Raw genomic sequence first — 1,219 nt, forward strand, 5'->3', positions numbered from 1 at the left:
CTCGCACGGCCGCGCGGCCGAGCGCGACCTCGCCGAGTATTGCGCCCAGTGGCGGATCGACAACCCGCTCGGCCGCGGCGACGGCAACCGCGGCGACCAGCCGGCGACCTTGGGCTATGCCTGGGTCCGGCGCGAGCACGACGAGGTCGAGGGGCACGAGCTGCGCCGCTACCGCGCCCAGGCCGAGCGGGCGACGGACGAGATGCGCCGCCTGATGACGGAGGACCTGCTGACGCGGCTCGCCGACAAGTTCGAGCGGGTGCGCGCGCGGCTCGACGCGCTCAACGAGCGGCTCTCGACCCAGCGCTTCACCGGCCAGACCTACGCCTTCGAGGCCGTGGTCGACCGCCGCTACGCCGCCGTCCACGCGCTGGCGACCGAGGTGGCGCGCTCGCCCGACGCGGCCCAGGCGCTGCTGCCGGACGATGGCGAGGGCCCGATGGCCGCTGCGCTTGCCGAGGTCACCGCCCTGATCTCCGGTGCCGAGGACGCGGCACGCCTGGCCGACTACCGCAACTACTTCGTCTACGAGATCGGGATGCGGGACGGGGCGGGAAACCGCACCACGATGTCGAGCCGGGCGCTGCGCGGATCGGGCGGCGAGGCGCAGGCGCCGTTCTACGTGGCGATCGCGGCCTCGCTCGCCAGCGCCTACTATCCGGGCGACCGGCCGGGCGACGAGAATCCGGGCTTCGGCCTGTGCCTGCTCGACGAGGCGTTCTCGAAGCTCGACGTGCGCAACAGCCAGGCGCTGGTCGATCTCTACGCGGCGTGGGGGCTGCAGCTGCTCATCGCCGCCCCGGAGGACAAGCGCACCACGCTGACCGAGGTGATGGACACCATCGTCACCGTCTACAAGAGCCCGGATCTCGCCTCGGTGCGGATCGAGTCCGAGCACCCGCTGGAGGCGGCCAAGCGTGCGCTGCACGCGATCAATCCGGAGCGGTACGACGACGATCGCGATGCGGCCGAGTAGGCTGCGCGATCGCAATTAGGCACCGCCGGCGCGAGAACGATCGGGAGAACGTCCGGCCAGCGGTGCCAGCCAGACGAGAGGGGGGAACTCATCGAGCCGATTACACCCTAGGGTTTGCTCGGCCGATCGCCATTCACATTTGTGAAAGTGCCGACGACAAAACTCCGGCGTGTCGGACTTATGCACCGTCGCGCATCGTGGGCGGCCGGCGGTCGGCAGCGCGACCGCGCCGCCGCATCGGGC

General features: G+C 71.3%; 1 protein-coding gene. It reads left to right on the top strand.

Annotated features, from left to right (window positions below):
• Positions 1-976 (top strand): SbcC/MukB-like Walker B domain-containing protein (locus FV223_RS28030; RefSeq protein ID WP_281407482.1); only part of this gene is annotated, 976 nt, incomplete at its 5' end.
• Between the last annotated feature and the right edge of the window lie 243 nt (positions 977-1,219).

Origin of the sequence: Methylobacterium sp. WL116 (genome assembly GCF_008039455.1) — a bacterium.
GTDB lineage: Bacteria > Pseudomonadota > Alphaproteobacteria > Rhizobiales > Beijerinckiaceae > Methylobacterium.